The 24,241-nt window shown below is 60.6% G+C and carries 20 protein-coding genes; 14 read left to right on the forward strand and 6 right to left on the reverse strand.

Annotated features, from left to right (window positions below; translation table 11 throughout):
* Positions 1-139: 139 nt before the first annotated feature.
* The 4 genes from hglS to glcD form a co-directional block, all read right to left on the reverse strand.
* Positions 140-1,537: a 2-oxoadipate dioxygenase/decarboxylase HglS gene (hglS, locus tag BK658_RS17345; RefSeq protein WP_185019847.1), complete on the reverse strand. Its 1,398-nt coding sequence runs from the start codon at positions 1,535-1,537 to the stop codon at positions 140-142.
* A 110-nt stretch (positions 1,538-1,647) separates the two neighbouring features.
* Entirely contained in the window at positions 1,648-2,865 is a 1,218-nt protein-coding gene (gene glcF, locus BK658_RS17350; protein WP_123583341.1) for a glycolate oxidase subunit GlcF, read from the reverse strand.
* Between the two features lie 3 nt (positions 2,866-2,868).
* Positions 2,869-3,927: a glycolate oxidase subunit GlcE gene (gene glcE / locus BK658_RS17355; RefSeq protein WP_123583342.1), complete on the reverse strand. Its 1,059-nt coding sequence runs from the start codon at positions 3,925-3,927 to the stop codon at positions 2,869-2,871.
* Positions 3,927-5,426 carry a glycolate oxidase subunit GlcD gene (glcD, locus tag BK658_RS17360; RefSeq protein WP_123583379.1) on the reverse strand — a complete coding sequence of 500 codons (1,500 nt, stop codon included), beginning with the start codon at positions 5,424-5,426 and terminating at the stop codon, positions 3,927-3,929. The genes glcE and glcD overlap by 1 nt, the downstream gene beginning before the upstream one ends.
* 263 nt (positions 5,427-5,689) lie before the next feature.
* Here glcD and BK658_RS17365 point away from each other — a divergent pair, with 263 nt between their 5' ends.
* Positions 5,690-6,763 carry a diguanylate cyclase gene (locus BK658_RS17365; protein ID WP_123583343.1) on the forward strand — a complete coding sequence of 358 codons (1,074 nt, stop codon included), beginning with the start codon at positions 5,690-5,692 and terminating at the stop codon, positions 6,761-6,763.
* Between the two features lie 64 nt (positions 6,764-6,827).
* Here the strand turns inward: BK658_RS17365 and BK658_RS17370 are convergent, their stop codons facing one another.
* Complete coding sequence (locus BK658_RS17370; RefSeq protein ID WP_123583344.1) at positions 6,828-7,439, reverse strand: glutathione S-transferase; 612 nt, start codon at positions 7,437-7,439, stop codon at positions 6,828-6,830.
* 132 nt (positions 7,440-7,571) lie between these two features.
* On the opposite strand from BK658_RS17370, the gene BK658_RS17375 reads away from it, so the two are divergent.
* The gene (locus tag BK658_RS17375; RefSeq protein ID WP_123583345.1) at positions 7,572-8,474 is read left to right on the forward strand and encodes a patatin-like phospholipase family protein; all 903 of its coding nucleotides are present in this window, start codon (positions 7,572-7,574) and stop codon (positions 8,472-8,474) included.
* On the opposite strand, the gene BK658_RS17380 is transcribed toward BK658_RS17375, so the two are convergent.
* Complete coding sequence (locus BK658_RS17380; RefSeq protein WP_054596731.1) at positions 8,447-9,367, reverse strand: MurR/RpiR family transcriptional regulator; 921 nt, start codon at positions 9,365-9,367, stop codon at positions 8,447-8,449. The two genes, BK658_RS17375 and BK658_RS17380, sit on opposite strands and share 28 nt — an antisense overlap.
* Positions 9,368-9,679: 312 nt before the next feature.
* Here BK658_RS17380 and BK658_RS17385 point away from each other — a divergent pair, with 312 nt between their 5' ends.
* The 12 genes from BK658_RS17385 (at position 9,680) to BK658_RS17445 (ending at position 24,085) form a co-directional block, all read left to right on the forward strand.
* Entirely contained in the window at positions 9,680-11,617 is a 1,938-nt protein-coding gene (locus tag BK658_RS17385) for a bifunctional 5-dehydro-2-deoxygluconokinase/5-dehydro-2-deoxyphosphogluconate aldolase (protein ID WP_123583346.1), read from the forward strand.
* Between the two features lie 151 nt (positions 11,618-11,768).
* Positions 11,769-12,662: a myo-inosose-2 dehydratase gene (iolE, locus tag BK658_RS17390; protein ID WP_123583347.1), complete on the forward strand. Its 894-nt coding sequence runs from the start codon at positions 11,769-11,771 to the stop codon at positions 12,660-12,662.
* Positions 12,659-13,468: a 5-deoxy-glucuronate isomerase gene (gene iolB, locus BK658_RS17395; RefSeq protein ID WP_123583348.1), complete on the forward strand. Its 810-nt coding sequence runs from the start codon at positions 12,659-12,661 to the stop codon at positions 13,466-13,468. The genes iolE and iolB overlap by 4 nt, the downstream gene beginning before the upstream one ends.
* A 30-nt stretch (positions 13,469-13,498) precedes the next feature.
* On the forward strand, positions 13,499-15,001 hold the full coding sequence (locus BK658_RS17400; protein WP_123583349.1) for a CoA-acylating methylmalonate-semialdehyde dehydrogenase: 1,503 nt from the start codon (positions 13,499-13,501) through the stop codon (positions 14,999-15,001).
* A gap of 27 nt (positions 15,002-15,028) precedes the next feature.
* A complete protein-coding gene (locus tag BK658_RS17405; protein ID WP_123583350.1) occupies positions 15,029-15,850 on the forward strand; it encodes a TIM barrel protein in 822 nt (273 codons plus the stop codon).
* A 147-nt stretch (positions 15,851-15,997) separates the two neighbouring features.
* Positions 15,998-17,929 (forward strand): 3D-(3,5/4)-trihydroxycyclohexane-1,2-dione acylhydrolase (decyclizing), encoded by a 1,932-nt coding sequence (gene iolD, locus BK658_RS17410; protein ID WP_123583351.1) that lies wholly within the window; start codon positions 15,998-16,000, stop codon positions 17,927-17,929.
* Between the two features lie 30 nt (positions 17,930-17,959).
* Complete coding sequence (iolG, locus tag BK658_RS17415; RefSeq protein ID WP_123583352.1) at positions 17,960-18,985, forward strand: bifunctional inositol 2-dehydrogenase/D-chiro-inositol 1-dehydrogenase; 1,026 nt, start codon at positions 17,960-17,962, stop codon at positions 18,983-18,985.
* A 130-nt stretch (positions 18,986-19,115) separates the two neighbouring features.
* The gene (locus tag BK658_RS17425; protein WP_123583353.1) at positions 19,116-19,979 is read left to right on the forward strand and encodes a sugar phosphate isomerase/epimerase family protein; all 864 of its coding nucleotides are present in this window, start codon (positions 19,116-19,118) and stop codon (positions 19,977-19,979) included.
* 121 nt (positions 19,980-20,100) lie between these two features.
* The gene (locus tag BK658_RS17435; protein ID WP_123583355.1) at positions 20,101-21,153 is read left to right on the forward strand and encodes a Gfo/Idh/MocA family protein; all 1,053 of its coding nucleotides are present in this window, start codon (positions 20,101-20,103) and stop codon (positions 21,151-21,153) included.
* Between the two features lie 144 nt (positions 21,154-21,297).
* Positions 21,298-21,468, forward strand: coding sequence for a hypothetical protein (locus BK658_RS29995; protein ID WP_185019848.1), 171 nt, complete (start codon positions 21,298-21,300; stop codon positions 21,466-21,468).
* A 54-nt stretch (positions 21,469-21,522) separates the two neighbouring features.
* A complete protein-coding gene (locus BK658_RS17440) occupies positions 21,523-22,449 on the forward strand; it encodes a sugar ABC transporter substrate-binding protein (protein WP_123583356.1) in 927 nt (308 codons plus the stop codon).
* A 70-nt stretch (positions 22,450-22,519) separates the two neighbouring features.
* Positions 22,520-24,085, forward strand: coding sequence for a sugar ABC transporter ATP-binding protein (locus tag BK658_RS17445; protein WP_123583357.1), 1,566 nt, complete (start codon positions 22,520-22,522; stop codon positions 24,083-24,085).
* Positions 24,086-24,241: the final 156 nt, after the last annotated feature.

Genomic DNA, 24,241 nt, shown 5'->3' on the forward strand with positions numbered 1-24,241 from the left:
AGGGATCACTGAGCATCGGGACGGATTTATAGACTAAGGTATCCACGGCAATAAATGTGTCCCGATTTGCCGGGGCTTTGTCGACGTCAGACGCTCAAGTAATAGCTGACAACCCTATATTGCATTATCCGCCGACTTATCAGCTCAGCCGCGGCAGATTGAGCGCTGCACAGCACTCCTCAATCGAGCGCCGCTGCGTATCGGCATACAACGCCAGTTCATCAATAGTCGACCGCCCCAATGCTTGTTCAAACGCCTGCCGGTTCGAATGCTCGGCGTAGTGGGTTTGCGCCGCATCGCCAAGGTTCGACTGGAAGATCCCCGCCGCGCTGACCGGCAGAAAATCTTCGTACACCAGTGGCTCTGCGCGAATGAATTCGGCGTTGAGCAAGCCTTGCAACGACACGGCCCCCAATTCGTCGCTATCAGCCGCCAGGCCTTTTTCGGTGACGAAGTAGCGGAAGTAGGCCAGGCCTTGCTCGCGCATTTCGCGGTAGCTGTCCGGGAATGCCTTGAAATGCTCTTCCATCAGGCGGTTGTAGCGCGCCGCGTTGGCTTCGTTGGGGAAGTCGTTGAGATCAAAGCGGGCGGCGTTGAGCAGGCGGTCGTAGAGTGCGCGGCCTTCAGGTGTCAGCGCGGCGCCGCGTTGTTCGATTTCACCGAAACGAGCGCTGTGGCTGCCATGAGCCTGCTGCTGATCGGTGAACGCAATCGGCTCGTCCAGCGCTTTGAAACTGGTCTGGCGCAGCAGGATTGGGCACTGGCGGCGCGGTGGGCCTTCGATCACCGCTTTGGGGGTGATGCCGTGTTCGGGCATCTTCGCCTGCACAATGTCGATGTCCAGCGTGCGCGGCGTCAGGTGGTTGATGTGCGGGCCTTTGAAGGCGACCACGTCGGCAATCAACCGATGCTGGGCGCTGAGTTGCTGGTATTGCGCAGCGGTGACGGTGGCGTGGTGGTGCCAGCGGAAGGTTTCCAGAGCCTGTTCGACGAAATCCTCGGCTTGCTGTTCGTTGAGTCCGCCGTGTTGTTCGGCCTGCTCGATCAGCTTCAGCGCCTGCGCGGTGAAAATCGAACGCTTGGCCAGTACCGATTCGGCAAAGGCGCGCAGCTCGGGGTTTTCGATCAGTTCCAGACGCAGCAGCGAGGTGAATACGCGGAACGGGCTGACCTGCAATGAGCTTTCATGCACGGCGCGGAACGCCGTGGAATGCACCGGCACCCCGGCCGGCGTCAGGTCGTAATAGCCGACCGGTTGCATGCCCATCACTGCGAACAAGCGGCAGAGGGTCGCCAGCTCTTGCGCGGTGCCGACGCGGATCGCCCCGTGGCGTTCGAGGTCCAGGCGCTCGATTTCGCCTGTGCTGCGTAACTGTCGGGCAATCGCCGGGTCGCTGTCGAGCACCTGGGCGTTGGTCTGCGCCACCAGTTCCATCAAGGCGCCATACAGCGGCACTTCTTCGCGGTACATGTCTGACATCGCTCGCGAGAAGCGTTGGCGGATCAGGTCTGGGCTGACGACGTTGTGGTTGCTCATAAACACGAATCCCGGCGCAGTGACAGTGGAGTAGGCCGATTCTGTTCGGCACAGGCGACGCTGACAAACGAAGTTTCTTCTGAACTTCATTCTGCAAACGACTGCTGCGTTCAGCGCAACATCTGATCCACCAGCTCGATCCAATGTCTGACCTGCGTCCGTCCGGCGCTGGCGAGGTGGCTCTGGCAACCGATGTTGGCAGTGACGATCAGCTCCGGCCGGCCGCTTTCCAGAGCGTTGAGCTTGTTGTCGCGCAGTTGCCGGGCGAGCACCGGCTGGGTCAATGAGTAGGTGCCGGCAGAGCCGCAACACAGATGACTGTCGGGTACGCTGGTGAGGTTGAAACCGAGGCGGGTCAGTAGTTCTTCGACTGCACCGCCGAGTTTTAGCGCGTGCTGCAAGGTGCACGGGCAGTGGAAGGCGATGCGTCGTTCAGTGGCCGCGCACACTCGCTCCAAGGGTTCGTTGCGCAGGATCTCCACCAGGTCCTTGCTCATCTCGCTGACCCGCTTGGCTTTGACCGCGTAGGCCGGATCGGTCTTGAGCAAATGGCCGTAGTCCTTGATGAACGCCCCGCAGCCGCTGGCGGTTTGTACAATGGCTTCGGCGCCGTTTTCCAGCGCGGGCCACCAGGCGTCGATGTTCTGGCGGGCGCGGTTGAGCCCCTGTTCCTGAGCATCAAGGTGATAGTCCAGCGCCCCGCAGCATCCGGCCTGAGTGACGGGGGTGACGCTGATCCCCAGTCGATCCAGCACCCGCGCCGCGGCGGTGTTGGTGTTCGGCGACAAACCCGGCTGCACACAGCCTTCGAGCATCAGCACTTTTCGCGCATGCACGGTGGTTGGCCATTCTCCCGCTGGCGGCACGTCGTGCGGCAGTTTGGCTTCTAGGTCACGCGGCATCAGCGGGCGGAAGGTTGCACCGATCTGCAACAAGGCTTTGAACAGTCCAGGGTTCGGCGCCATCGCCCGCAAGCCCTGACGCAACAGGCGCTGACTTGCCGAGCGCGGCACTGCCTGATCGACGACAGCGCGGCCGATGTCCAGCAGGTTGTGATAATCGACCCCGGACGGGCAGGTGGTTTCACAGGCGCGGCACGACAGGCAGCGGTCCAGGTGCAATTGGGTCTGGGCGGTGGCGGGGTGGCCTTCGAGCACTTGCTTGATCAGGTAGATACGCCCGCGCGGACCGTCCAGTTCATCGCCAAGCAGCTGATAGGTCGGGCAGGTAGCGTTGCAGAACCCACAATGCACACAGGTGCGCAGAATGCTTTCGGCTTCTGCCGCGCGGGGCAGGCGTTTGGCCTGATCGCTGAGGGTGGTCTGCATGTTTCAGAACTCCGCGTACATCCGGCCAGGGTTGAACAACCCCTGAGGGTCGAGTTGGGCCTTGAGCTGTTGGTGATAGCGCAACAGCGCCGGCGCCAACGGCTGGAACGGGCTGTCGCTGATACCGTGGCTGTAGCAGGTGGCATGGCCGCCCAGATCCGCGGCCAGTGACTGGATGTCCGGCGCCTCGGATTTCAACCAGCGTTGCGCCCCGGCCCAATCGATCAGCTGTTCGCCGGGCAGCGTCAGTGGGCCGATGTTGTTCGGCAATGACAAACGCCACAACGGCAGCCCTTCGTCGAAAAACGCCAGCTGTTGTTCATTCAGTGCCTGCCAGTATTGAGCGTCCAGCACCTCGCCACCGAGGCGCTGGTGGGCGGCGCTGACCGAACCTTCACCGCCCTCCAGCCGCAGGTGCAGTTGCCGGCCGTCATGGCATGCTGCTCTGATGGGCAGCGGTTGCTGGCCCCATTCGGCGAGTTTGCTCAAGGCTCGGGCGTTGTCGAGTTCCAGGCTGATGCTCAGGCACTGGCGCGGTTTGGGCAGGACCTTGAGCGAGACTTCGGTGATTACGCCGAGGCAGCCGAAGCTGCCAGTCAACAACCGCGACAGGTCATAACCGGCAACGTTTTTCATCACCTCACCGCCAAAGCGCAGCTGTTTACCGTTGCCGGTGATCAGCCGGGTGCCGAGCACAAAGTCACGCACTGAACCGGCCCACGGGCGACGCGGACCCGATAGCCCCGAGGCGATCATGCCGCCGACCGTGGCGTCCTCACCGAAGGAGGGCGGTTCACAAGGGAGCATTTGCCCGGCCGCATCCAGCGCCGCCAGCAATTCCCTTAGCGGAGTGCCGCAGCGGGCGGTGATCACCAATTCGGTCGGGTCATAGCTGACGATGCCGCGATGGACGCGGGTGTCGAGCACCTCGCCAGCCACCTCGCGGCCGAGGAAGGCTTTGCTGCTGGCGCCTTGAATGCGCAACGGCGTGGCGTTCTCCCGGGCCTGGTTGATCTGCTCCAGTAACTCGGTGCTGGCGTCCCGGTCCTGTTCGGCCCGCATCAGAAACGCTCCAGTTCAGGGAAGGGCAGTTGCCCGCCGTGGACATGCATGGCGCCGAACTCGGCACAGCGGTGCAGGGTGGGAATGTTCTTGCCGGGATTGAGCAGGCCTTTGGCGTCGAACGCGACTTTGACTGCGTGAAACACCGTCAGCTCGTCGCTGTTGAACTGCGCGCACATCTGATTGATTTTCTCGCGACCGACACCGTGCTCGCCGGTGATACTGCCGCCAACCTTGACGCAGAGTTCGAGGATTTTGCCGCCGAGGGCTTCGGTGCGTTCCAGCTCGCCGGGCTGGTTGGCGTCAAACAGGATCAGCGGGTGCATGTTGCCGTCGCCGGCATGAAACACGTTGGCCACTCGCAAGCCGTATTCACTGGCCAGTTCGGCAATCCGCTTGAGCACCCGAGGTAACTCGCGTCGTGGGATGGTGCCGTCCATACAGTAGTAATCCGGCGACAAGCGCCCGATCGCCGGGAACGCCGCTTTGCGTCCGGCCCAGAACTTCACCCGTTCCGCCTCGTCACGCGCCTGGCGCACTTCACTGGCGCCGGCCCGTTCCAGCACGGCGCGAACCTGCAGGCAATCATCGCGTACATCGGCTTCGACGCCATCGAGCTCACACAGCAGAATCGCCTCGGCATCCACCGGGTAACCGGCGTGAACGAAGTCTTCGGCGGCGCGCAAGGCCAGGTTGTCCATCATCTCCAGACCTGCGGGGATGATCCCGGCGGCGATAATCTCGGCCACGGCGCGTCCGGCTTTTTCCACGGAGTCGAAACTTGCCAGTAGTACTTTGGCCACCTGCGGTTTGGGCAGCAGTTTGACCGTGACTTCGGTGATGATGCCCAGCAATCCCTCGGAACCGTTGAACAGCGCCAACAGGTCAAACCCCGCGGAGTCCAACGCGTCCGCGCCCAAGGTCAGGTGTTCGCCTTCAATCGTCAGCACTTCCAGTTTCAGCACATTGTGGACGGTCAGGCCGTATTTCAGGCAGTGCACGCCACCGGCGTTTTCCGCGACATTGCCGCCAATCGAGCAGGCGATCTGCGAGGACGGGTCCGGCGCGTAATACAGGCCAAACGGTGCGACGGCCTGGGAAATCGCCAGGTTGCGTACCCCTGGCTGAACCCGTGCAGTGCGGGCGGCGGGGTCGATGTGCAGGATCTGGTTGAAGCGCGCCATCACCAGCAGCACGCCTTTTTCCAATGGCAGCGCGCCTCCGGATAACCCGGTGCCGGCACCACGCGCCACCACGGGCACCCGATGGGCATGGCAGAGTTTGAGCACGGCTTGAACCTGCTCGACATAACGCGGCAGCAGTACCAGCATCGGCGTGGTTCGATAGGCCGAGAGCCCGTCGCACTCGTAGGGTTTGAGTTCTTCTTCGCGGTAGAGAATGTCCAGTTCCGGCAGCTGCTCGTGCAAGGCGTTGAGCAAGGCTTCCTTGTCGACCGGGGGCAGGGCACCGTCGATGCGTTCGTCGTAGAGGATGTTCATGGGATGACAACTCTCACACAGTCCGTAGCCGCTGCTGAACGCAGCCTTCGGCAGCTGCCGGTTTTTCATGGGAACGGCAATCAATGTCGATGCGGGTCCCTTGTCATTTATAGTCAAAATTTCGACAGTGGGCCTGCCGACAGGGCTATTTCGGGCCGCCAGGCGGTGATGGCTATTTGATCTCGCCCTGATAGACTTCCAGACATCCCTGTCTGAGTTACTCGAAGTTTCAGGTCAGTAGTGAAGAGGAGCTTTGTCCCCCTATGCACCAAAACGGAGGAAAGGGACTTTCACTGGCAAGGAGGCTCTACACGTCGCGAATCCTGGGGTTGGTCCTGGGCCTGCTCTGCGTGGGCGCGGCGATCATTCCACTCAATCCTCCGCATTGGCTGGTGGCGCTGATGCTGTTCAATGGCCTTATCTGGCCGCACCTGGCCTATCAATGGGCGCGCCGCTCGCACACGCCTTATCACGCCGAACACCGCAATATCTTGATCGACGCGTTCATGGGCGGATTCTGGGTCGCTGCCATGCAGTTCAACCCCTTGCCCAGCACTGCCACGTTGTCGATGATGGCGATGAACAACGTCGCCATTGGAGGCCTGCGTTTTCTACTTGTCGGCACGGTGGCTCAGTTGCTGGGCATGGGTGTCGGGTTGCTGATCTTCTTTCCCGTGTTCATCCCGCAAACCAGCCCTGTTCAGTTGTATGCCTGTTTGCCGTTGCTGACGTTTTACCCCTTGGTGCTGGGCTGGATCTGCTTTCGTCAGGCCCACACGCTGGGCAAACACAAACGCGAACTGCTGGCCCTGAGTCGCACCGACAGCCTCACCGGGCTGTTGAACCACGGCGCCTGGAAAGATGCGCTGGAGGTCGAGTTCCAGCGTTGTCAGCGCCAGCAGCGGGGCGGTGCGATTGCCTTGATCGACATCGACCACTTCAAAACCATCAACGACACTTACGGCCATGTGGCTGGCGATATCGTGTTGCGTCAATTGAGCAAAGTCCTCAAACAAAACCTGCGCGCCAGTGACGTCGCCGGGCGTTATGGCGGCGACGAGTTCTGCGTGATCCTGCCCGACGTGCCGCTGGCCCACGCCGCCCAGGCGATGGACGCGTTGCGCGATCGGTTTTCGGGGCTGGGCTATGAGCAGAATCCGGCGTTGAAAGTAAGCTTGAGCATCGGCCTGGCTGCGTTCGACCCGATGCACACTGAAGCCCTGCAATGGCTCAACGATGCCGATGAGGCGCTGTATGCCGCCAAGACCACCGGGCGTAACCGGGTGATCTGCCATGCCGATGGGCTGGTGCAGCGGGTGGCGATGGGGTTGATTTGAGGTTTAGCGGTCTCACGGATGCCATTATTGGCGAGCCAGGCGCCTACACGTCAGGCGGACGTCTTCAGGTAATCGGTGTGCTGACGAACGCCGGCAGCTGTTCGGCGTAGGCAGTGAACGCGCGGATTTTCGGGAACTGCGCGTCACTGACCTGATCCGGCACCACCAGATTGGTGAAGCTCCAGGCCACGGCGAGGGTGATGCCCGCCTGGTCGAGGGCGCCGTCGGTCTTCAGCGGCTGCTTGTCCAACTCCTCTTCCAGCGCCGAATACGCCGCCAACAATTGTCCGCTGACGCGTTCCAGCCACGGTTCATGCTGTTTCTCGGCGGGTCGCAAAGTGCGCTCGTAATAGATCTGCACCGACTTCTCGCAGGCCGCCAGGGCCAGGCCGATCAGCCGCAATGAACGCACGCGCTGGTCCAGTTGTGCGGGCATCAGGCTCTTGTCCGGTCCGCTCAAGGCTTCCAGGTAGTCGATGATCAAGGTCGAATCCATCAGCACTTCGCCGTTGTCCAGCACCAGCGTCGGGGCCTTGACCACCGGGTTGATCTGCTGGAACTGCGCAAACTGCCGGAACACCGACACCGAGGCGTGCTCGAACGGGATGTCCAGCGATTTCAGGCTAATGGCGACGCGTCTTACATAAGGTGAATCGAGCATTCCGATCAGCTTCATGTACAGCTCCTTTGATAATGCGTAGACAGTGCGCCGCCAATTTAGCTGCAAACCCATGACCTTTGCCAGTGCACTCGGGCTCAGCCGCTATGCTTGAGAGTCTAAGTGCCCGGATGTTTCTGGAGGTCTGTCATGCCCGCCGAAAAAACTGCGCTCGTCCTTGCCGGTGGCGGCAGCCTCGGTGCGGTTCAGGTCGGCATGTTGCAGGCGCTGGTCGAAGCGGGCGTGTCGTTCGACCTGGTGATCGGTGCATCGGTCGGCGCCATCAACGGTGCGTACTTTGCTGCGCGACCGAGTGCGCAAGGGGTGGCCGAGCTGGCGGACTTCTGGCGAGGATTGCGCAAGGCCGATGTGTTTCCGTTTTCGCTGCTCGACAGTTTGTCGGCGATTTTTCGGCGCAGAGGTTTTCTGTTGCAGTCTGTGGCACTGGAGCATTTGGTGCGTCGGGCGTTGCCTTTCAAGCAGATCGAAGACACCGAATTGCCGCTGTACATCGTCACCACCAATTTGCTCACCGGCGCCGAAGAACTGCTGTCCAGCGGCAGTGTCGAGCAAGCGTTGCTGGCCAGTGCGGCGATTCCATTGGTGTTTCCGTGTGTGCAGATCGGCGACAAGCTGTTGATCGACGGCGGCGTGGCCAGTAATACGCCGATTGCCAGCGCGGTGTACCTGGGTGCAACGCGAGTTGTGGTGGTGCCGACCGGTTTTGGCTGTGACTGCCCCCGTCCGCCAGCGGGGCTGGTGGCGTTGGCGCTGCACACGTTGAACCTGATGAGCATGCGTCAACTGGTGCGCGACATTGAGCTGTATTCACCGCGAGCGGCGATTCATGTGGTCGCGCCGCTGTGTCCGCTGGGGATCTCGGTATTCGATTTCACCCAGACCGATCAATTGCTGCAGCGCGCTTATCTGTCGACCCTGACCTGGATCGAGGGCGGCGGGCTGCTTCGCGCCGGGGTGCCGGGCTCATTGCAGGCCCACACCCATACCCATCATGGCGGTGAGGGTCAGTCCTCGAACCCGACCTGCTCGTGAATCTCATCCATCTTCAGCTCCAGGCGATAGGCCACGGCGATGAACAGCGCCTGGCACAGGCACAAGGTCGCACTCAAGGAGCGGAATGCAAACGAGGAACCTTCATTGACCAGCAGTACCGTGTTCGCCCGTTTGGCCAGCGGTGACAAGTTGCTGTCGGTGATGATCAGGGTTTTCGCCTGATGATGCTGGGCGATGCGCAGGCAGTGCTGGGTTTCCTTGCCGTACGGCGTAAAACTGATGGCGATCACCAGGTCATTGGCCCGTACGCTGCGCATTTGCTCGCGGTAGCTGCCGCCGAGTCCCGAGACCAGGTGAATGCGCTTGTTGGTGTGCTGCAGGTTGTACACCAGGTAATCGGCCACCGCGAACGAGCGCCGCACCCCGACCACGTAGATGTTGTCGGCATTCACCACCAGGTCCACGGCTTTCTCGAAGGACTGGTCATCCAGTTCCAGGCCCAGGCGTTCGATGCCTGACAGCGTGGCGTTGATGCACTCGCGCGCCAGATCGCCGCCGCTGGCCTTCTGCGATTTGTTGGCGATCATGCTGCGAATGCGCTGCTGGTAGTTCTGCACCGGCGTGGTCTTGTGGGTGTACGCCTCGCGAAACAACGCCTGCATTTCGCTGAAACCGCTGAAGCCAAAGCGCTGGGAGAAACGCACGATGGCCGAAGGGTGTACTTCGCATTCGCGGGCGATGTCGCTGATGCGATCGACCATGATCCGGTCGCTCTGCTGGCTCATGTAGCTGGCGATGCGTTTGAGCTGCCGCGGCAGGCTTTCGTATTCGTTGGTGATGAGCTGCAGCAAGCGTTCGGCATTGATCGGAGGGCTGGCGAGGTCGCTTTGCGGCGTGGTCTCGGCGGTAGCCGGCTGATCGGTGCGGGACATAAATAATCCTTCTGGCTTGTTCTTATTGGGCCGCTCGGTGAAGCGTTGCCCATGACAATAGGTTGGCTGTGCGCAGTCTACAGGGTAGGCATGAATAAAATCTTGAGCCGTGGGTCAGCCAGGCATGTGCTGAAACGATGCACGGTGTCTGGAGTGCTTCTGTAAAAGTTTATTGGAAAAAATATTCCACGTAAAAATTTATTGGAATAAATATTGATTTGTCGGCGCCACACGTTTTAGTCTGCATCCACCAAGAGTGTTCGGCGCCACCACCGCCCCGAACGCAGGCTGATAAAAATAACAGGAGCCAGCATGGGCCAGACTCGTTTTGCCAGTGGGCGTCAATTGGATCTGATTTGCCTCGGGCGCCTTGGCGTCGACCTCTATGCGCAGCAAGTCGGTGCGCGGCTGGAGGATGTCTCAAGCTTCGCCAAGTACCTCGGAGGTTCGTCCGCCAACATCGCCTTCGGCACGGCCCGGTTGGGGCTGAAGTCGGCCATGCTCAGTCGGGTGGGGGACGACCACATGGGGCGCTTCCTGGTTGAATCCCTGACCCGTGAAGGTTGCGACGTCAGCGGCATCAAGGTTGATCCTGAGCGCCTCACCGCCATGGTTTTGCTGGGCCTCAAGGACCGCGAAACCTTTCCGTTGGTGTTCTACCGCGAAAACTGTGCCGACATGGCCCTGCGCGCCGAAGACATCAGCGAAACCTTTATCGCCTCCAGCAAAGCCTTGCTGATCACTGGCACCCATTTCTCTACCGACGGCGTGTACAAGGCGAGCATCCAGGCACTGGAGTACGCTGAAAAGCACAACGTCAAACGCATCCTCGACATCGATTACCGGCCGGTCCTTTGGGGGCTGGCGGGCAAGGCGGATGGCGAAACGCGTTTCGTCGCCGACCAGCAGGTTAGCCAGCACGTACAGCAAATCCTCCCGCGTTTCGACCTGATCGTCGGCACCGAAGAGGAGTTCCTGATTGCCGGTGGCAGCGAGGACTTGTTGAGCGCACTGCGCAACGTCCGTGCTCTGACGGCGGCGACCCTGGTGGTCAAGCTCGGGCCGCAAGGCTGCACGGTGATTCACGGGGTGATTCCGGTTCGTCTCGAAGACGGCGCGATTTATCCCGGTGTGCGGGTCGAAGTGCTCAACGTGCTCGGCGCTGGCGATGCGTTCATGTCGGGCTTTCTCAGCGGCTGGCTGATCGAGGCCAGCGATGAACGCTGCTGCCAGTTGGCCAATGCCTGTGGCGGCCTGGTGGTTTCACGCCACGCCTGCGCCCCGGCGATGCCGACCCGCGCCGAGCTGGATTACCTGTTCAACAGCCCGGTGCCGATCACCCGGCCGGATCAGGACGCGGTGCTGCAACGCCTGCATCAGGTCAGCGTGCCGCGCAAAGCCTGGAAGCAGCTGTTCATTTTTGCCTTTGATCATCGCGGGCAACTGGTGGAACTGGCGCAGAAGGGCGGTCGTGACCTGAGCAGCATTTGCGAACTCAAGCAGTTGTTCATCCGGGCTGTGGAACGGGTCGAAGCAGACCTGCGTCGGCAAGGCATCGAGGCGGATGTCGGTCTGCTGGCTGACCAGCGTTTCGGTCAGGACTCGCTGAATGCCGCCACCGGTCGCGGTTGGTGGGTGGCGCGTCCGGTGGAAGTGCAGGGTTCACGGCCACTGGCCTTCGAACATGGTCGTTCGATCGGCAGCAATCTGATCGCCTGGCCGCAGGAACAAATCATCAAGTGCCTGGTGCAGTTTCATCCCGACGACGAACCGCTGCTGCGTCTGGAACAGGAAGCGCAGATCAAGGGCCTGTATCAGGCGGCGCAGGTCAGCGGCCATGAGTTGCTGCTGGAAATCATCCCGCCCAAGGATCTCCCGTCAGCGCATCCGGACGTGCTCTATCGCGCGATCAAGCGCCTGTACAACCTGGGCATTTTCCCGTCCTGGTGGAAGATCGAGGCGCAAAGCAGCGAGGAGTGGAAACAGCTCGACGAGCTGATCCAGGAGCGCGATCCCTATTGCCGAGGCGTGGTGCTGCTGGGGCTCAATGCACCAGCCGCAACGCTGGCCGAAGGTTTTGCGCAAGCGAGCCAAAGCAAGACCTGCAGAGGGTTTGCAGTAGGCCGGACGATTTTCCAGGAACCGAGCCGAGCGTGGCTGGCCGGTGAGATCGATGACGAAGCGCTGATCCAGAGAGTGCAGGGCACGTTTGTCGAACTGATCAATGCCTGGCGCACTGCCCGCGCCTGATGATGATTTTTGATTGAAATGCGATACCTGTGGGAGCGAGCCTGCTCGCGATGCTTTTGGCGCCCTTGAAGGCCCCATCGCGAGCAGGCTCGCTTCCACAGGGTTCATCGCCACATTCAATGGTTATGTAAAAACAATAAAAGGTGCAGCCATGCCCGCTATCCGAATTGGCATCAACCCGATTTCCTGGAGCAACGACGATCTGCCCGCCCTCGGTGGGGAAACACCGCTGAGCACTGCCCTGAGCGAAGGCAAGGAAATCGGCTACGAAGGTTTTGAACTCAACGGCAAATTCCCCAAGGACGCCAAAGGTGTCGGCGATGTGCTGCGGCCTTACGACCTGGCGCTGGTCTCGGGTTGGTATTCCAGCCGCCTGGCCCGGCGTTCGGTGGCTGAAGAAATCGAGGCCATTGGCAGCCATGTCGACTTGCTGTCGAAGAATGGCGCCAAGGTGCTGGTCTACGGCGAAGTCGCCGATTCGATTCAGGGCCAGCGGATTCCGTTGGTCGAACGCCCGCGTTTTCACACCGAGCAGGCCTGGCAGGAGTACGCCGACAAACTGACTGAGCTGGCACGCTTCACCCTGTCCCAGGGCGTGCGCCTGGCGTATCACCACCACATGGGTGCCTACGTCGAGTCGCCGGCGGACATCGATAAACTGATGTCCCTGACCGGCAGCGAAGTCGGGCTGCTGTTCGATTCGGGCCATTGCTACATGGGCGGTGGCGAACCGCTCGAGGTGCTGCGTAAACACATCGGGCGCATCTGCCACGTGCATTTCAAGGACGTGCGTAAACCGGTGGTGCAACTGGCGCGCAACAATCTCTGGAGCTTCCCGGACTGCATCATCAACGGCACCTTCACCGTGCCGGGCGACGGTGATATCGACTTTGCCGCGCTGCTCGAGGTATTGCTGGCCGCCGATTATCACGGCTGGCTGGTGGTCGAGGCCGAGCAGGATCCGGCCGTCGCGCCGAGCTACGCCTATGCCAAGAAAGGTTACGAGACCTTGCGCGCCTTGCTCGAGCAGAGGACCGGACAATGAGCCTGCTGGTCAAGAGCAACGCCAAGGGTCGGACCATGGTCGAGTTGGCCGCCGGCGCGCTGGAATACGTCGGTTTCGCCGCCTACCGCCTGAGCCTCGGCGAAACCTTGCCGGTCAGCGCAGGTGACAAGGAATTGTGTCTGGTGCTGCTCAGCGGTCGGGTTGACGTTAGTGGTGAAGCGCCAGGGCAGGGCGCGTTCAACTGGGACAACATCGGCGACCGCCAATCGGTGTTCGAAGACAAGTCACCGTTCGCCGCTTACCTGCCACCCGGCAGCCAGGCGCAGGTAGTCGCCCTCAGCGATGTACAGATTGCCGTGTGCGCCGCTCCCGGTTCGGCGTCGACAGGCATCGGCCCACGGCTGATCACCCCCGACAGCATGAAGCGCAGCGTACGCGGCAAGGGCGCCAACACCCGTTACGTCTGCGACATCCTGCCCGACACCGAGCCTGCGCATTCGCTGCTGGTGGTGGAGGTACGCACGCCGTCCGGGCATTCGTCGAGCTACCCACCGCACAAACACGACACCGACGACCTGCCGCACCAGAGCTTTCTCGAAGAGACCTATTACCACCAGATCAACCCGCCGCAAGGCTTCGTGTTCCAGCGGGTCTACACCGACGACCGCTCCATCGATCAGGCCATGGCCGTGGAACACAGCGATCTGGTGGTGGTGCCCAAGGGGTATCACCCGGTCAGCGTGCCTTACGGTTACGAGTCGTATTACCTGAACGTCATGGCCGGCCCGAAACGGGTCTGGCAGTTCCACAACGATCCGCGGCACAGCTGGCTGCTGGACCTCTGAATTCTGAAGACGCACTGGAGAACAAAAACAATGAGTGACGCCCCGGTTATCGGCCACTACCTCAACGGCCAGGTGCAGGACACTGGCAGTGAGCGCTTCAGCAATGTGTTCAACCCGGCCACTGGTGCGATTCAGGCGCGGGTCGGGTTGGCCAGCCAGCAAACCGTCGACGAAGCGGTGGCTTCGGCGCTGCGGGCGTTCCCAGCCTGGTCCGAGCAATCGTCGCTACGCCGCTCGCGGGTGATGTTCAAGTTCAAGGAACTGCTCGACCGTCATCACAATGAGCTGGCGGAAATCATCAGCCGCGAACACGGCAAAGTCTTTACCGATGCCAAGGGTGAGGTGACTCGTGGCATCGAGATCGTCGAGTACGCCTGCGGTGCGCCGAACCTGCTGAAAACCGAATTCAGCGACAACATCGGTGGCGGCATCGACAACTGGAACCTGCGTCAGCCACTGGGCGTTTGCGCCGGGGTCACGCCGTTCAACTTCCCGGTGATGGTGCCGTTGTGGATGATTCCGCTGGCGCTGGTCACCGGCAATTGCTTCATCCTCAAACCTTCGGAGCGTGATCCGTCGGCCAGTTTGCTGATGGCGCGTCTGCTCACTGAAGCCGGTTTGCCGGACGGTGTGTTCAACGTGGTGCAGGGCGACAAGAGCGCCGTCGACGCCTTGCTGCAGCACCCGGACATCGAAGCGATTTCGTTTGTCGGTTCGACGCCGATTGCCGAGTACATCCACCAGCAAGCCACAACCCGTGGCAAACGCGTGCAGGCGCTGGGCGGGGCGAAGAACCATATGATCGTGATGCCCGACGCCGATCTGGATCAGGCCGCCGATGCGTTGATTGGCGCTGCATTCGGCTCGGCCGGCGAACGCTGCATGGCCATCTCGATTGCGGTGGCGGTAGGTGATGTTGGCGACAAACTGATTGCCAAACTGCTGCCGCGCATCGATCAGTTGAAGGTCGGCAACGGTATGCAGGGCGACAGCGAGATGGGGCCGCTGGTCACCGCCGAGCACAAGGCCAAGGTCGAAGGCTTCATCGATCAAGGCGTGGCCCAGGGCGCGCAGCTGATCGTCGATGGCCGCGGCTTCAAGGTGCCGGGTGCGGAGAATGGCTTCTTTGTCGGTGCGACCCTGTTCGACAAGGTCACGACCGAGATGAGCATCTACCAGCAGGAAATCTTTGGTCCGGTGCTGGGCATCGTCCGGGTGCCGGATTTCGCCAGCGCCGTGGCGCTGATCAACGCCCATGAGTTCGGCAATGGAGTGTCTTGCTTCACCAGCGATGGCGGGATTGCCCGGGCGTTTGCCCGCACCATTAAGGTCGGGATGGTCGGCATCAACGTACCGATTCCGGTGCCGATGGCCTGGCACTCGTTTGGTGGCTGGAAGCGTTCGTTGTTCGGCGATCACCATGCCTATGGCGAAGAAGGCATTCGTTTCTACAGCCGCTACAAAAGCGTCATGCAGCGCTGGCCGGACAGCATCGCCAAAGGCCCTGAATTCAGCATGCCCACTGCCAAATAAACAACTTGAGTGCGGAGAACAAGAATAATGAGCCAGCCCCTGCGTTTCGCCCTGAACCGTATGGCCGCCCCACGTTTGTCGCTGCCTGAATTCATTGAGCTGGCGGTGACCCTGAAAGCCGATGCCATAGAGATCCGCAATGACCTGAAGGGCATCGAGATTGAAGACGGCACGCCGGCCTTACACGTTCGTGAGTTGTGCGCCACACATGGAATCAAGGTGCTGTCGATCAATGCGCTGTACCCGTTCGATGTGTGGAACGACGAGCGCCGCGCGCACGCCCTGAAACTCGCCGCCTATGCCCGCGATTGCGGCGCGCAAGGACTGGTGATGTGCCCGCTGAATGATCGCGCCGACCCGCGCAACGAAGCTGAACGCAGCGCCGGCCTGCGCACCGCATTGAGCGAGCTAGCACCAATCCTGCGCGAATACGGGATTCTCGGTTTCATCGAACCGCTGGGTTTCGAAGAGTGCTCGCTACGGCGCAAACGTACGGCAGTGGATGCGATCAAGTCTATTGGCGGGCTGGATGTGTTCCGTCTGGTGCATGACACCTTCCACCACCATCTGGCCAGTGAACACGAGTTTTTCCCTGAGCTGACCGGGCTGGTGCACATCTCGGGTGTCGAGGACGCGCAAGCGCCGCTGGCGTCCATCCGCGATGGGCATCGGGTGCTGGTGGGCGAGGGCGACATCCTTGGCAGCGCGGCACAGATCGATACCTTGCTCAGCACCGGCTACAGCGGCTACCTGTCGTTCGAGCCGTTTGCCGACAGCGTGCACAGGCTGACGGATATCCGCCAGGCAATCGGCGCGAGCATGGATCACCTGAAACACGCCCTGACCTGACATAGCTTTCGGGTTGATGAAGAACAACTGTGGGAGCGAGCCTGCTCGCGATAGCGGTGTGACAGTAACCATTGATGTTGAATGTAGAACCGTCATCGCGAGCAAGCTCGCTCCCACAAGGTTTCTTCGTATATTGAAGGATCGCACATGACCACAACACGACTGACCATGGCCCAGGCCCTGGTGAAATTCCTCGACAACCAATACGTCGAGGTCGATGGGGTTCAAAGCAAATTCGTCGCCGGGATCTTCACTATTTTCGGCCACGGCAATGTGCTCGGTCTCGGCCAGGCGCTGGAGCAGGACAGCGGCGACCTGATCGTCCATCAGGGCCGCAACGAGCAGGGCATGGCTCACGCCGCCATTGGTTTTGCCAAACAGAACCTGCGGCGCAAGATCTACGCCTGCACCTCCTCGGTCGGCCCCGGTGCGGCGAACATGCTGACCGCTGCGGCGACGGCCACCGCCAACCGCATTCCCTTGCTGCTGTTGCCGGGCGATGTCTACGCCAGTCGTCAACCGGACCCGGTGTTGCAACAGATCGAGCAGTTCCACGACCTGAGCATCAGCACCAACGATGCCTTCAAAGCGGTCAGCAAATACTGGGACCGCATCAACCGTCCCGAGCAACTGATGAGCGCGGCGATCCACGCCTTGCGCGTGCTCACCGATCCGGCGGAAACTGGCGCGGTGACGCTGGCCTTGCCGCAAGACGTGCAGGCCGAAGCCTATGATTACCCCGATTACTTCCTGCAAAAACGCGTGCACCGCATCGACCGTCGCCCGGCCACCGAAGCCATGCTTGGCGAAGCCGTGGCGCTGCTCAAAGGCAAGCGCAAGCCGCTGATCATCTGCGGCGGCGGGGTCAAATATTCGGGCGCGAATGCCGCGTTGCAAGCGTTTGCCGAACGTTTCGACATTCCCTTCGCCGAGACTCAGGCCGGCAAGAGTGCGGTGGTTTCCAGTCATCCGCTGAACGTCGGCGGGATTGGCGAAACCGGTTGCCTGGCCGCGAACCTGCTGGCCAAGGAAGCCGATCTGATCATCGGCATCGGCACCCGCTACTCGGATTTCACCACATCGTCGAAATGGCTGTTCCAGCACCCCGAGGTGAAGTTTCTCAACCTGAACATCAGCCCTTGCGATGCGTTGAAGCTCGATGGTGTGCAGTTGCTGGCCGACGCTAAATCCGGCTTGCAGGCGTTGTCTGAAGCCTTGACCGATTACCGCTCAAGTTGGGGCGATCAACCGCATCAGGCCAAGGTGCAACTGGATGAAGAGGTCGATCGGGTCTACCAGGTCGAATACCAGACCCAGGACTTCATCCCGGAAATCAACGACCGCATGGACCCGGCGGTGCTGCGCGAATTCATCGAGCTGACCGGTTCCTGCCTGACCCAAAGCCGTGTCCTCGGCGTGTTGAACGAAACCCTGGCTGATGATGCAGTGATCGTCGCCGCTGCCGGCAGCTTGCCCGGCGACTTGCAACGCAGCTGGCGCAGCAAGGGCGTGAACACCTATCACGTCGAGTACGGTTATTCCTGCATGGGCTATGAGGTCAATGCCGCCCTCGGGGTGAAACTCGCCGAACCGATGCGCGAGGTCTTCGCGCTGGTGGGAGACGGCTCCTACATGATGCTGCATTCGGAGCTGGCCACCTCGATCCAGGAGCGGCGCAAGATCAACGTGATCCTGCTCGACAACATGACCTTCGGCTGCATCAACAACTTGCAGATGGAACACGGCATGGACAGCTTCGGCACTGAGTTCCGCTTCCGCAACCCTGAGACCGGCAAGCTCGATGGCGGTTTCGTCCCGGTGGACTTCGCCATGAGTGCGGCGGCTTATGGCTGCAAGACCTACAAGGTCAACACCGTCGAACAACTGCAAGCGGCCTTGGCTGATGCGCGGTTGCAGACGGTGTCGACGTTGATCGACATCAAGGTCCTGCCCAAGACCATGATCCACAAATACCTGTCCTGGTGGCGTGTGGGCGTGGCGCAAGTCTCCACCAGCGCGCGCACCGATGCGGTGGCCAAAACCCTTAATGAACGACTGGCCAAGGCCCGTCAGTACTGATTGCGCTGTTCTCATAACAGGAGTCTTCACATGTCTTTGCTCTCTCATTCCTTAAAACTGGGCGTGATCGGCACCGGCGCGATCGGTCAGGATCACATCCGTCGTTGCAGCCAGACCCTGCTCAACAGCCAGGTAGTGGCGGTCACCGACATTAATCTGCAGCAGGCCGCCAAAGTGGTTGCTGACCTGAAACTGGCCGCCGAGGTGTACCCGGACGGCCACGCGCTGATCAAGGCGCCGGACGTCGAAGCGATTCTGGTCACCTCCTGGGGGCCGAGCCACGAAGAGTTTGTGCTGGCGGCGATTGCGGCGGGCAAACCGGTGTTCTGCGAGAAGCCGCTGGCGGTCACCGCCGAGGGCTGCCGCAAGATCGTCGAGGCAGAAGTGGCCCACGGCAAACGTCTGGTGCAGGTCGGTTTCATGCGCCCGTACGACGAGGGCTATCGAGCACTCAAAGCGGTGATCGACAGCGGCCAGATCGGCGAGCCGCTGATGCTGCATTGCGCTCACCGCAACCCGACTGTGGGTGAGAACTACAAGACCGACATGGCGATCACCGACACGCTGATCCATGAACTGGATGTGCTGCGTTGGTTGCTCGATGACGATTACGTGTCGGTACAAGTGGTGTTTCCGCGCAAGACCAGCAAGGCCCACGCCCACCTGAAAGACCCGCAAATCGTCCTGCTGGAAACCGCCAAGGGCACGCGCATCGACGTCGAAGTTTTCGTTAACTGCCAGTACGGTTATGACATTCAGTGCGAAGTGGTCGGCGAGACCGGCATCGCCAAGCTGCCGGAGCCGTCGCAGGTGCAGATGCGCAGCGGGGCCAAGCTGTCCAACGCGATTTTGATGGACTGGAAGGACCGCTTCATCGCTGCCTACGACGTTGAGTTGCAGGCGTTCATCGACGGCGTGCGCGCCGGACAAGTCGGTGGGCCGTCGGCCTGGGACGGTTTTGCCGCGGCGGTGGCGGCGGATGCCTGCATCGAAGCACAGCAGAGCGGGGCGATCGTCAACGTCGCACTGCCAGACCGCCCCCGTTTCTACGGCTAACCACATGATCGTTCCCACGCTCCGCGTGGGAATGCCGCCATGGACGCTCCGCGTCCGCTCCAGGATGTGACGCGGAGCGTCACGGGATGCATTCCCACGCAGAGCGTGGGAACGAGAGGAGAGCTGAAAAATGCGCATCGCACTAGACCCCTACATGTACCGCACTCTGTCCCTGGGCAAGATGGTCGACAAGGTCGCCGAACTTGGTTACGAGCACATCGAGCTCTCGCCCCGGGAAGATTTTCTGCCGTTCTACAAGGCCCCACGCGTCGACAAGGCGCGGATCAAGGAGTTTCGCAAAGCCCTGGGCGACACCGGGGTAAAACTCTCGTCCTTGCTCCCGATGTACCACTGGGCCGCCGCCGATGAAGGCTTGCGGGTGGCGGCGGTACGTAACTGGAAGCGCGCAATCCAGATCGCTGTCGAGATGGACTGCGAACTGGTCAACACCGAATTCACCGGGCAGTCGGACAACCCGCTGGTCTGTGAAAATCAGTTCATGCGCTCCATGGACGAACTGATTCCCGAGTTCGAACGTGAAGGCATCAAGCTCGATATCCAGGCGCACCCCTATGATTTTTGCGAGCGTAATAACGAGTCGGTCGACATCATTCGCGGTCTTGATCGCGACTGGATCAACTACCTCTATGCGGCGCCGCACACCTTCTTCTACGACGACGGCAAAGGCGACATCGCCTCGATGCTCAAGTACGCGGGCTCCAAACTCAGCCACCTGATCATCGCCGACACCTACAACCACAAGGCTTCGTCGGGGCTGCGCTACATCGTCAACCCGCCGGGCGTGACGGCCACCGTGCACCAGCATCTGGACATCGGGCAGGGCGAGGTCGACTGGGAAGCGTTCTTCAGCACCCTGCGCGAGATCAGGTTCGACGGTATCGCCACGGTCTCGGTGTTCGCCTGGGAAGATCGCCCGGACGAGTCCAACCGGATGATGCTGGAGCGCGTGACCCGCGAGTTGTGCTTCAAATGATCGTTCCCACGCTCCGCGTGGGAATGCATCCCGTGACGCTCCGCGTCACATTCAGAGCGGACGCAGAGCGTCCATGGCGGCATTCCCACGCAGAGCGTGGGAACGATCAAAGGAAAGCTTCATGCGAATCGGACTTGTCGGTTACGGCCACGGTGGCCGGTTTTTCCATGCGCCGTTGATCAGCAGCTTGCCGGCGGCGACTTTTGTTGGTGTGGTCACGCGCTCCCCCGAGCGCCGTCAGCTATTGGCGGCTGAATACCCCGGCGTCCCGGCTTTCGACAGCATTGGCCAGTTGGTGGACGCCGGGGTTGATGTGCTGGTGATTTCTACCACGCTGGAGGGGCGGGCGGCGCTGGTGCTCGAAGCGATTGAGTACGGGGTAGCGGTGGTCTGCGACAAACCCTTCGCTGCTGATGCACAGCAGGCCGAAGCTCTGGTGACCGCTGCCGAGCTTCGCAAGGTCCCGCTCAGCGTTTATCAGAACCGGCGCTGGGATTCGGACTTTCTCACGGTACGCAAACTCGTCGAATCCGGAGCACTGGGTCAGGTCACGCGCTTTGAGTCCAGCGTAGAACGCTATTCGCCGCAGTCGGTGGGCAAGGGCAACGGGGGTGGATTCCTGCGCGATCTGGGTAGTCATCTGGTGGATCAGGCGCTGCAATTGTTCGGGCCGGTGACACGGGTCTACGCCGAACTGGACTACCTCAATCAGGACCAGCTGTTCGACAACGGTTTTTTCCTTTCGCTGACCCATGCCAATGGCGTGATCTCGCACTTGAGTGGCAGTTGCCTGCAAAACAATCCCGGGCCGCGTTTTCGGGTCAACGGCACGGCAGGTTGCTACAGCGTCGACGGGCTGGACGGGCAAGAGGCCTTGGCGCTGGCCGGGCTAACACCAAAATCCGAAGGTGATCGCTGGGGTGTTGAAGAGCATCGACGCTGGGGCTGGTTCGAGCACGGTGAGGAGCGCGAACGGGTTCCGTCTGAGCGTGGTTGCTGGAATCAGTTCTATTTACAGCTGCAAACTGCGTTGCAAAGCGGCGGCCCACTGCCGGTCGAGGCCCGCGATGCACTGGCGACCACCCGCGTTCTAGACGCTGCACGGCTGAGTTTCGAGCGCCATCAGGCGATTGAGATGAAGCCTGCATGCGGGCATGGAATAAAATCAGAATAAAATTCTAAAATGAGTTGATATGGAAATTAAATTCCAATAAAGTCATTTCCAGGTTGCCGACTATCAACGTCCCGATCGACCTCAAGCCAGCCTTGAGTGCGGGTAGGACGAAACAAAAACAAGAAACAACGATAGGTACCGTCGATGAAAACCTTCAGCTCTGCTCTGCACGTTTTACGTACCGCGCTGCACCTGTCCCGCGATCTGCCTCACGCTCGCTTCCTGTCCCTTTCCAGTTTCCTTTGCGTTGAACGCAAGGGCGCCCTGGTGTGCTGCATTCCAGGTGCACCGATCGTTCGCTTGCCCACTCACTGAATTTGTCCTGCGCCTTATCCATAAAACCTACAAGAATGTGGAGAAAGACTTTTCATGAAGACCAAGATCCGTTTCGCCTCACTTGCCCTGTCCCTGATGCTTGCCAGCGGTGCCGCACTCGCTGACCTGAGGATTGGCGTCAGCATGTCGCAGTTCGATGACACCTGGTTGACCTACTTGCGCGAATCCATGGACAAGCAAGCCAAGTCCATGCCCGATGGCGTCAAACTGCAGTTCGAAGACGCCCGCAGCGACGTGGTCAAGCAACTGAGCCAGGTCGAAAGTTTCATCAGCCAGAAAGTCGACGCCATCGTGGTGAATCCGGTGGATACCGCCGCGACCAAAAAAATCACCGAAGCGGCGGTCAAGGCCGGAATTCCGCTGGTCTACGTCAACCGTCGTCCGGATGACCTGAACCTGCCAAAAGGCGTGATTACCGTGGCCTCGAATGATCTGGAAGCCGGCCAGATGCAGATGCAGTACCTCGCCGAAAAGCTCAAGGGCAAGGGTGACATCGTGATCCTGCTCGGCGACCTCGCCAACAACTCCACCACCAACCGCACCAAAGGCGTCAAAGAGGTGCTGGCCAAGTACCCCGGCATCAAGATCGACCAAGAGCAGACCGGGACCTGGTTACGCGATAAAGGCATGACGCTGGTCAACGACTGGCTGACCCAAGGCCGCAAGTTCGACGCCATCGTCTCCAACAATGACGAAATGGCCATCGGCGCGGCCATGGCTTTGAAACAGGCCGGGGTGGAAAAGGGTAGTGTGTTGATCGCTGGTGTCGACGGTACTCCCGACGGCCTGCGCGCCGTGAAGAAAGGTGATCTGGCGGTCTCGGTGTTCCAGGACGCCAAGGGCCAGGCTGTCGACTCCATCGACGCGGCCGTGAAGATGGCCAAGAACGAACCGGTCGAGCAGGCGGTGTGGGTGCCGTATCGCCTGATCACTCCGGAAAACGTTGACCAGTTCAAATAGTCAGTCCGTTCAATAACAACAATAAGCACGCAGGGTGGCATTGCCAACCTTGCTGATGGAGTACCTGATCATGTTCGCTTCAGCGACTGCTTCGAGCATCCCGTTGGTGGGTGTCCAGCCAAACGCCATACCTGTCGATGAGCCGTACCTGCTGGAGATCATCAACGTCAGCAAGGGTTTCCCCGGTGTGGTGGCGTTGTCCGATGTCCAGCTGCGGGTGCGTCCGGGTTCGGTGCTGGCCTTGATGGGCGAGAACGGAGCCGGCAAATCCACCCTGATGAAAATCATCGCCGGCATCTATCAGCCGGATGCCGGTGAATTGCGCTTGCGCGGTAAACCGGTGAGGTTCGATACGCCGCTGGCAGCCTTGCAGGCCGGGATCGCGATGATCCACCAGGAACTCAACCTGATGCCGCACATGAGCATCGCCGAGAACATCTGGATCGGTCGCGAGCAGCTCAACGGTTTCCACATGATCGATCACCGGGAAATGCACCGCTGCACCGCGCAATTGCTGGAGCGGCTGCGGATCAACCTCGACCCGGAAGAACAGGTCGGCAACTTGAGCATCGCCGAACGGCAGATGGTCGAGATCGCCAAAGCGGTGTCCTACGACTCGGACATCCTGATCATGGACGAACCGACCTCGGCGATCACCGACAAGGAGGTCGCCCACCTGTTTTCGATCATTGCCGACCTCAAGGCCCAAGGTAAGGGCATCATCTATATCACCCACAAAATGAACGAGGTGTTCAGCATCGCCGACGAAGTCGCGGTGTTCCGTGACGGCGCCTACATCGGCTTGCAACGGGCCGACAGCATGGACGGCGACAGCCTGATCTCGATGATGGTCGGGCGTGAACTGAGCCAGTTGTTCCCGGTGCGCGAGAAACCGATTGGCGATCTGTTGATGTCGGTGCGTGACCTGCGCCTGGACGGCGTCTTCCAGGGTGTTTCCTTCGACCTGCATGCCGGCGAGATCCTCGGCATCGCCGGGCTGATGGGCTCGGGCCGGACTAACGTCGCCGAAGCGATTTTCGGCATCACCCCAAGCGACGGCGGTGAAATTTGTCTCGACGGCCAACCGGTACGTATCAGCGATCCGCACATGGCCATCGAGAAGGGCTTTGCGTTGCTTACCGAGGATCGCAAGCTCAGTGGCCTGTTCCCGTGTCTGTCGGTCCTGGAAAACATGGAAATGGCGGTGCTGCCGCATTACGCCGGCAACGGCTTTATCCAGCAAAAAGCCTTGCGCGCCCTGTGCGAAGACATGTGCAAGAAGCTGCGGGTGAAAACCCCGTCGCTGGAACAGTGCATCGATACCTTGTCCGGCGGCAACCAGCAAAAAGCCTTGCTCGCCCGTTGGCTGATGACCAACCCGCGCATCCTGATTCTCGACGAGCCGACCCGTGGTATCGATGTCGGTGCCAAAGCCGAGATTTACCGATTGATTTCCTATCTCGCCAGCGAAGGCATGGCGGTGATCATGATTTCTTCGGAGCTGCCGGAAGTGCTCGGCATGAGCGACCGGGTGATGGTCATGCACGAGGGCGACCTGATGGGCACGCTCGACCGCAGCGAGGCAACTCAGGAGCGGGTCATGCAACTGGCTTCCGGCATGTCTCTACGCCATTAAGTCAAGGGTGAACGCTGTATCCGTGGCGAGGGAGCTTGCTCCCGCTGGGCCGCGGAGCGGCCCCAATGTCTCGGATATACCGTAGATCTGGCGAGCGCTACGCACTCGAACGCGAGCAATCTCCCTCGCCACAGGACTGTATTCGATGCCGGATTT

Origin of the sequence: Pseudomonas brassicacearum (assembly GCF_003732175.1) — a bacterium.
Taxonomy (GTDB): Bacteria; Pseudomonadota; Gammaproteobacteria; order Pseudomonadales; family Pseudomonadaceae; genus Aquipseudomonas; species Aquipseudomonas brassicacearum_G.